The organism is Roseicyclus sp., from assembly GCF_052168335.1.
In the GTDB taxonomy this organism is placed as follows: Bacteria; Pseudomonadota; Alphaproteobacteria; order Rhodobacterales; family Rhodobacteraceae; genus Roseibacterium.
This window is the reverse complement of the sequence record NZ_JBQLZP010000180.1, coordinates 1-6,995: the sequence shown is the minus strand read 5'-3', so window position 1 is coordinate 6,995 and position 6,995 is coordinate 1. Positions and strand designations below refer to the sequence as shown.

At 71.6% G+C, this 6,995-nt stretch carries 10 protein-coding genes; 3 read left to right on the top strand and 7 right to left on the bottom strand.

Annotation, left to right across the window (positions count from 1 at the left end; all coding sequences use genetic code 11):
- Together ACTS11_RS05640 and ACTS11_RS05635 are read left to right on the top strand one after the other, a co-directional pair.
- Positions 1–397 (top strand): Hint domain-containing protein (locus ACTS11_RS05640; protein WP_442639359.1); only part of this gene is annotated, 397 nt, incomplete at its 5' end.
- Between the two features lie 7 nt (positions 398–404).
- Entirely contained in the window at positions 405–1,448 is a 1,044-nt protein-coding gene (locus ACTS11_RS05635; RefSeq protein ID WP_442639358.1) for a Hint domain-containing protein, read from the top strand.
- Here ACTS11_RS05635 and ACTS11_RS05630 read toward each other — a convergent pair.
- The 4 genes from ACTS11_RS05630 to dapD form a co-directional block, all read right to left on the bottom strand.
- On the bottom strand, positions 1,445–1,792 hold the full coding sequence (locus ACTS11_RS05630; protein ID WP_442639357.1) for a hypothetical protein: 348 nt from the start codon (positions 1,790–1,792) through the stop codon (positions 1,445–1,447). The two genes, ACTS11_RS05635 and ACTS11_RS05630, sit on opposite strands and share 4 nt — an antisense overlap.
- 49 nt (positions 1,793–1,841) lie before the next feature.
- Positions 1,842–2,642 (bottom strand): metallophosphoesterase, encoded by an 801-nt coding sequence (locus tag ACTS11_RS05625; protein WP_442639356.1) that lies wholly within the window; start codon positions 2,640–2,642, stop codon positions 1,842–1,844.
- Positions 2,639–2,890 carry a GlsB/YeaQ/YmgE family stress response membrane protein gene (locus tag ACTS11_RS05620; RefSeq protein WP_442639355.1) on the bottom strand — a complete coding sequence of 84 codons (252 nt, stop codon included), beginning with the start codon at positions 2,888–2,890 and terminating at the stop codon, positions 2,639–2,641. Before ACTS11_RS05620 ends, ACTS11_RS05625 begins: the two co-directional genes overlap by 4 nt.
- A gap of 65 nt (positions 2,891–2,955) precedes the next feature.
- Positions 2,956–3,783, bottom strand: a complete 828-nt coding sequence (dapD, locus tag ACTS11_RS05615; protein ID WP_442639354.1) for a 2,3,4,5-tetrahydropyridine-2,6-dicarboxylate N-succinyltransferase — start codon at positions 3,781–3,783, stop codon at positions 2,956–2,958.
- A 118-nt stretch (positions 3,784–3,901) separates the two neighbouring features.
- Between dapD and ACTS11_RS05610 the strand changes: the two genes are divergently transcribed.
- Positions 3,902–4,747, top strand: coding sequence for an LOG family protein (locus tag ACTS11_RS05610; protein ID WP_442639353.1), 846 nt, complete (start codon positions 3,902–3,904; stop codon positions 4,745–4,747).
- Positions 4,748–4,751: 4 nt separating this feature from the next.
- On the opposite strand, the gene ACTS11_RS05605 is transcribed toward ACTS11_RS05610, so the two are convergent.
- From ACTS11_RS05605 to ACTS11_RS05595, 3 genes are all read right to left on the bottom strand, one after another.
- Positions 4,752–5,636, bottom strand: a complete 885-nt coding sequence (locus tag ACTS11_RS05605; RefSeq protein WP_442639352.1) for an esterase-like activity of phytase family protein — start codon at positions 5,634–5,636, stop codon at positions 4,752–4,754.
- 11 nt (positions 5,637–5,647) lie between these two features.
- Positions 5,648–6,559, bottom strand: a complete 912-nt coding sequence (gene mepA / locus ACTS11_RS05600; protein WP_442639351.1) for a penicillin-insensitive murein endopeptidase — start codon at positions 6,557–6,559, stop codon at positions 5,648–5,650.
- A partial coding sequence (locus ACTS11_RS05595; RefSeq protein ID WP_442639350.1) for an MFS transporter occupies positions 6,556–6,995 on the bottom strand: 440 nt, incomplete at its 5' end. The genes ACTS11_RS05595 and mepA, both read right to left, overlap by 4 nt.

Genomic DNA, 6,995 nt, shown 5'->3' with positions numbered 1-6,995 from the left:
GGCGGGAACCTTCGGTTTCCACCGGCGGCTGGTTGTGTCGCCGCAGCATCGCATCCTCCTGCGGCACTGGATGGCCGAGCTGATGTTCGGCGAGGAGGAGGTTCTGGTCGCCGCCAAGGACCTCGTGAACGGCGTCTCCGTACGCATCGCCGAGGGCGGCGAGGTGGAGTATTTCCACCTCCTCTTCGACCGGCACCAGATCGTCTGGTCCGAGGGGCTGGAGACCGAGAGCTTCCTGCCCGGGCCCTGCGTGATGAACGAGTTCGAGCATGACGTGCGCGCGGAGGTGCTGGCCCTCTTTCCGGGGATCGACGCGGAGAACTTCGAGGGCTACGGCCCGCCCGCGCGGCCCGCGCTGAAGGGCTACGAGGCGCGCGCCCTGGCCGTCGGGACCTGAGGCGGCGATGGCCTGGGCCGGGATCTGGCAGAACGGGGCGGCGCGTGTCGCCGAGGGGTTTCCGCAGCACGCGGGCCCCGTGGACGCGCCGCTCGCCGCGATGTCGCTCGTGCTCGAGATCGCCATGCCCCGCCGCAGCCGGAGGCCCGTGCGCCTCTGGCAGGGCGCGGCGCACCCGGATCGCGCGATCGCGGTCCTGCTGTTGCCGGACGGCGCGCTGCGCGTGGTCCATGGCGAGGCGCTCGATGTCCGCACGCCGCCCGGTTTCATCGCGCCGGGGCAGGTGCTCCAGTTCCGGATGGTGGCCTGCGCGTACGGGCGGAGCGACGTGGTCGACCTGCTGAACGCCGACACCGGACAGCGCCAGCGTATTCGCACCGGGATCGCCATCGAGGGACGCCTGGAGGAGGCGCTGCCGCGGGAGCAGGGCTTCCTCGACTGCGCGAACGTCGCCGCCGTGGCGAGCCATGCGCTGCCCCCGACCGATCTGCCCGGCATTGAGGGCGGCGCGCTGGTCGCCACGCCGGAGGGCGAGGTTCCCGTCGAGCGCATCGTGCCGGGCATGTCCGTCCTCGGGCATGACGGCGCGGCACATGTCGTGCGCTGGACCGATACGCGCGAGCGGCTCTGCCTCGGCCGCGCCGCGCCGGTCCTGCTGCGCGCGCCCTTCTTCGGGCTGGCCGCCGATACCTGCGTGACGCCGGAGACGCGGCTCATGCGGAACGGCGCGGATGTCGAGTATCTGGCGGGCACCGAGGCGGTGCTGGTGCGGGCGATCGACCTCGTGTCGGGCGGTACCGCGATCCTGGATCGCCGCCGGCCGGTGCGGCGCTTCCATCACGTCATGCTCGACGATCCGGCCTGCCTGCGCCTCTGGCGCTGCCGGGTCGAGACGGCGTTCCTCTCCGAGGTGCTGGCCGCCGAGGACACCGCCCCCGCCTCCGCCCGGCCCGGCGAACGCGACTGCGTGCCGTCCCTGCCGCTTCTCGACCGGGCGGCGGCGCGCGCGCTCCTTTCGCGGGGGGCGCGGCCGCAGAACTTCGTGCTCTAGGGGTCTTCGTCGCCCTCGAAGAACGGCGTCATCTGCACGACGATCACCGCGTTCTCGCGGAGCGCGCGCTCCATCAGCGCCGCGTCCTCCTCGCCGATCTCCTCGCCCGCAGCCTCGCGGTCTGCGCGGGTGCCGTAGCCCGACACGTCGAGCGGTGCGAGGTCGGCCTGCTTGAGGACGGCGACCGTCTCGCGCACGGCTTCGGCCTCGTCCACACCGGTCGCGTAGCACAGGAGCGCGGCGCCCGTCGCGCCGTCGGGCAGGCCGTCGCCGGCCTTGCGCCCGACCTCGACCACGAGGGTGTAGACGTCCTGTCTGCGCGGTGTCTTCGGGTCCTTCGCCATCCGCGCGGGATGCGGCGCGGCGGCCCGGCTGTCAAGGCCGCGCGGGGGGTCAGCCGAGCTCGACCAGCACGATCTCCGGTGGCCGTCCGAGACGGAGGGGTATCGTCGTCATGCCGAGCCCGCCCGAGACGATCATCCGCTTCGGCCCCTCGACGAAGCTGCCGTAGGCGTAGCGCCGCCCGTGCCGCGAGGGTACGATCAGCGGCAGACCGAAGGGCGCGATCTGGCCGCCATGCGTGTGGCCCGAGATCGTGAGGTCGACGTGATCGGCAAGCTCGGGAAACACGTCCGGTTCGTGCGCCATGAGGAGCGTGAAGACCGAGGGATCGAGCGCGCGGGACACGGCGGGCAGGTCGTGCGCGCCCGTGTCCTTCCGGCCGCGCTGATACTTGAAGGCCTGCTGGGACTCGAGCCCCGCGAGACGGAAGGGCACGCCGCCCGCCTCGAGCGTGCGGACCTCGTTGCTGAGCGTGGCGATCCCCGCCTCGGCGAAGGCGCGGTGCCAGATCGTGGGCAGCGCCTCGCCCTCGCGCGGGGTCCTGTCGTTCTTCCAGTCGTGGTTGCCGAAGACCGACCAGACGCCGAGCTGAGCCTCGAGGCGCGCAAGCTCCGTCGCGACGGCCTCGGGGGCGAGGCAGGTGCACCCGAAGATGTGGCCTGCATAGTCGCCGAGGAGCAGCATCAGGTCGGCGCCGAGGGCGTTGGCCTGCGTCACGATCCGCGCGATGCGGCGCGCGTCCATCACCGGCGTCGCGGCATGAAAATCCGCGAGGACGGCGATCCGGAGGCGGGGCACCGCCACCGCGCGGAGCGCCCCCGCGGCATAGCGCGTGACGCGGACCGCGCTCACCTGCGGCGGAACGCGCGGCCGATCCAGATCAGGAGCGAGGCGCCCGCCACCGCGACGATGAGCTGGCCGGGCAGACCGACCGGCGGCGCGATGTTCAGCGCCTCGAGGATGAAGTTGCCGATCAGCGCGCCGAGGATGCCGAGAATGATGTTCTTCAGGAGGCCGTGGTCGGCCTTCATCAGCTTCTCGGCGATCCATCCGGCGAAACCGCCGACGATGATCGCGAGGAACCAGCCTACACCCTGCATCGCGTTCTCCTTCTTCCGCGCGCCGCCACCATGCCAGCCGGCAACGCGCGGGGAAAGCCCGGGGTTCAGTCGCGCAAGAGCTCGTTGATCGAGGTCTTCGAGCGCGTCTTCTCGTCCACGCGCTTCACGATGACGGCGCAGTAGAGGTTCACGCCGTTCTTCGACGGCATGGAGCCCGCCACCACGACCGAGCCCGCCGGAACCTCGCCGTACATCACCTCGCCGGTCTCGCGGTCGACGATCTTGGTGGATTGGCCGATGAAGACCCCCATCCCGAGGACCGAGCCCTCGCGCACGATCACGCCCTCGACCACCTCGGAGCGGGCGCCGATGAAGCAGTTGTCCTCGATGATCGTGGGGCCCGCCTGCATCGGCTCGAGCACGCCGCCGATCCCGACGCCGCCCGAGAGGTGCACGTTCTTCCCGATCTGCGCGCAGGAGCCGACGGTCGCCCAGGTGTCGACCATCGTGCCCTCGTCCACGTAGGCGCCGAGGTTCACGAAGCAGGGCATCAGCACGACGCCCTTCGCGATGTGGGCCGAGCGGCGGACGACACAGTTCGGCACCGCGCGGAAGCCCGCGGCCTTCCACTGGGCCTCGCCCCAGTGGGCGAACTTGCTGTCCACCTTGTCCCACCAGGTGCCGCCCTGCGGGCCGCCCGTCTGCACGCCCATGTCCTGGAGGCGGAAGCCGAGGAGGACCGCCTTCTTGGCCCACTGGTTGACGTGCCAGGTGCCGTCCGCGCCGCGGTCGGCCACGCGGAGCTGCCCCTGGTCGAGCGCGTGGAGCGTCGCCTCGATCGCGTCGCGCGTTTCGCCCTTCGTCTGCGGGGTGATCGTGTCGCGCGCCTCCCAGGCGGCTTCGATGGCGGTCTCGAGTCCTGCGGTCGACATGGGCTCCCCTTGCGTCTGCTCAGTTGGTGTCGCGGCCTCATAGCCGCCGCGTACCGTGCTGGCAATCCGGGCCCTGCCGGGCTAGGTCCATGGTGTCGCGCAAGAAGAAGGACAGGACATGAAGGACGATCCGCGCCACGGGCCATTCCGGCACGCCGAGGACGACCGCGAGAGCACGCGGCACGTCCGCGACACGCCCCAGGCGCGCTCGCCCGCCTACAGGCTCGCCTTCGACGACCCCGACTTCCTGCTGCGCGAGGAACTGCGGCCCGTGCGGCTGCAACTCGAGCTTCTGAAGCCGCAGCTCGAGCTCGACGCGCGGGGCATCGTGTCCACGATCGTCCTCTTCGGCGGCGCCCGCATCCCCAGCCCCGAGGCGCGCGAGGGCGCGCGGCGCGGCAAGCTCGCCGACATGAGCCCCTACTACGAGGAGGCGCGGCGCTTCGCCCGCATCATCACCGAGCGGTCGGTGGCCACGGGCTGCAAGGAGAACGTCATCGTCACCGGTGGCGGACCGGGCGTGATGGAGGCGGGGAACCGCGGCGCGGCGGATGCGGGCGGATGCTCCATCGGGCTCAACATCGTGCTCCCGCACGAGCAGGTGCCGAACGCCTACGTGACGCCGGAGCTGTGCTTCAACTTCCACTACTTCGGCATCCGCAAGATGCACTTCCTGCTGCGTGCGCGGGCCATCGCGGTCTTTCCCGGCGGGTTCGGCACGCTCGACGAACTGTTCGAGAGCCTGACGCTGATCCAGACCGGCCGGATGGAGCGGGTTCCCGTCCTACTCTTCGGCGAGCCCTTCTGGCGCGACGTCATCAACTGGGAGGCTCTGGCCGAGGCCGGGACCATCGCGCCCGAGGACCTGCAGCTCTTCCGTTTCGTCGAGACGGCGGACGCGGCGCTCGAGGTGATCGACGGCTGGGACTATACCGGCAAGCGCGACGACATCCCCGGACGCTGAGCCCTCAGTCCGGGACCGCGTATTCCACGAGGCGTGTCGCGGTGGGCTGGCGGAAGTTGTTGTCCGCGACGGCCGAGGCGATCAGCGTGCCGTCCGCGTTCCGCCAGAGGCTCAGCCCCTCGAGGTTGCCGTGGAGACCCACCTGCGTCTCGAGCAGCAGTTCGCGCTGCCGCAGGCCATCCGCCGTCACCGTGTAGCGCGTGATCCGCGAGGAGAAACCGCCGAGCGTGAAGCGCCGCTCCAGCACGTAGAGCCGCCCCCGGTCGTCGAAGTCGAGGCCGACGGGATGATGGGCGACGACGCGCGGGATGTTCGCGAAGTGCTCCCACCTGCCGTTGGCGTAGCGATGGAGCGGCGTCGGCCCGCGCCCCGGCGCCTGCTCGGCCAGGGTGTAGAGGCTGCCGTGTCGGTCGGCCGCGAGGCCTTCGTAGGCGCCGTTGCCCGGCAGCGCGCCGGAGCCGGGCGGCGGCGCGATGCGCTGCCGCTCGCGCCCGTCGCGGCCGTGGATCGCGATGCGCATGTGCCCCTCGAACGAGATGGCGAGGCGCCCGTCCGGCAGGCGCGCGAGACCCTCGGCATCCATCTGCTCGGGCCGTGCCGCGGCGAGGCCGGCCGCGTCGGTGAGCGTGGCGGCGCCGGTCAGGCCCATGGCGGTCACGCGGCCCGCCTCGCGGGTCAGCGCGACCTCGAACAGCGTGCCGCGGTCCGAGACGATTACGGCGGAGCGTCCGCCGGGGCCGATCTCGATGGCGGAGAGACCGCCGAACGCGGGATTTCCCGGCACCGTGAGGGCCACGTCGGTCAGAAGCTGTAGGCCCGACGCCATCACCGGCGCGGGCATGAGGGAGGCAGCGGCAAGGAGGCCGCAGACGGCAAGACGAAGTTTCATTCGGATTCGGCTCACGGGGGTCCGCTGAGCAGCGCGAGGCACTGGCGCGGCATCTGCGCCATCGTCACGGCGATACCGCGGGGCGGACCGGGTGGGGGACGGACGCCGTCGTCGGATTGCGGCGGCGGCGGGTTCAGGATGGCTTCGGCGCGGGCTTCTGCCTCGGCGCAGCCGTCGCCGGGTTCCGGCGGCTCCTGCTCTTCGCAGTCGCGCGACCCGGCAGGACAGGCAAGCCGCACGTGGAAATGGTAGTGGTGCCCCTCGGCGGGGCGGATGCGGTTCAGCCAGCTCCGGTCGCCGGTCTCGTTCCGGCAGAGCCAGACCTTGACGCCGGTGGTGACGAAGATGCGCTCGACCCGCGGATCGGAGGCGGCGAGGCGCAGGACGCTTGCGTGATCCGCGCTCCAGTTCTCGTTGATCCAGGCCCCGCCCTGCGAGCGGACGGAGATCGAGCTGATGCTCTCGCGCGCCTCGGTGCTGAGGTTCAGGTCGCGGGCGGGCAGCATCCAGATATCGACGTCGAGGCCCGACTGGTGGCTCTGGTGCCCGGAGGTCATCGGGCCGCCGCGCGGCTGGCTGAGGTCGCCGACATAGAGGCCGTTCCAGGATGTGCTCTGCGCCACCTGCCGGCTGAGGCCGGTGACGTAGTCGATGAGCTCGGGATGCCCCCAGTAGCGGTTGCGCGACAGCCGCATCGCCTGCCAGGTCGGGCCGCTCTCGGGCAGCGCCTGCGCCCCCGCGAGACAGCCGTTGGCGTAGAAGCCGATGACTTCGGGCTCGTGGGGGGAGCCCCGTTGCTCGGTCCCGAAGAACTCGCGCGCCTGCATCCCCGAGATCGTGGGGTCGAGCGGCGGGCCCTCCGCGCTGCTCACGCAGGCGGCGAGCGTCAGGGCGGCGGCGAGGATCGTGCCCACGCGCCTCATGCGGGCGCTCCGGCGGGGGCGGCGGAGGTCCTGCGCCCCTCGGGATCGACCCAGGCCATGAGGACGAGCCCGATGGCGAAGAGCACCACGAGCGGCGTCACCCCAAGCTGCTGGCTGCCCGTCACCTGCGTCACGATCCCGATCGAGAGCGGCGCGAGGAAGGACGTGGCCTTGCCCGCCAGCGCGTAGAGGCCGAAGCCCTCGGTCATGCGGTCGGCCTGCGCCTGACGCACCATCATCGTGCGCGACGCCGACTGGAGCGAGCCGCCGCCCGCCCCGATCAGCGCGCCGAGGACGTAGAAGGCGATGTCGGGCAACCGGCTCCCGGGGCCCACGGCGATGCCGAAGACGCTCTCGCGGCTGACGAAGACGACGCCGATGGCCACCAGCGTCAGGAGAAGGACGTTGAAGACGATGACCGGCTTCGGGCCATAGC

Coding starts and splice junctions, on each gene's coding strand:
- ACTS11_RS05635 (WP_442639358.1), top strand. CDS start 405: ATGGCCTGGGCCGGGATCTGGCAGAACGGGGCGGCGCGTGTCGCCGAG.
- ACTS11_RS05630 (WP_442639357.1), bottom strand. CDS start 1,792: ATGGCGAAGGACCCGAAGACACCGCGCAGACAGGACGTCTACACCCTC.
- ACTS11_RS05620 (WP_442639355.1), bottom strand. CDS start 2,890: ATGCAGGGTGTAGGCTGGTTCCTCGCGATCATCGTCGGCGGTTTCGCC.
- dapD (WP_442639354.1), bottom strand. CDS start 3,783: ATGTCGACCGCAGGACTCGAGACCGCCATCGAAGCCGCCTGGGAGGCG.
- ACTS11_RS05610 (WP_442639353.1), top strand. CDS start 3,902: ATGAAGGACGATCCGCGCCACGGGCCATTCCGGCACGCCGAGGACGAC.
- ACTS11_RS05605 (WP_442639352.1), bottom strand. CDS start 5,636: ATGAAACTTCGTCTTGCCGTCTGCGGCCTCCTTGCCGCTGCCTCCCTC.
- mepA (WP_442639351.1), bottom strand. CDS start 6,559: ATGAGGCGCGTGGGCACGATCCTCGCCGCCGCCCTGACGCTCGCCGCC.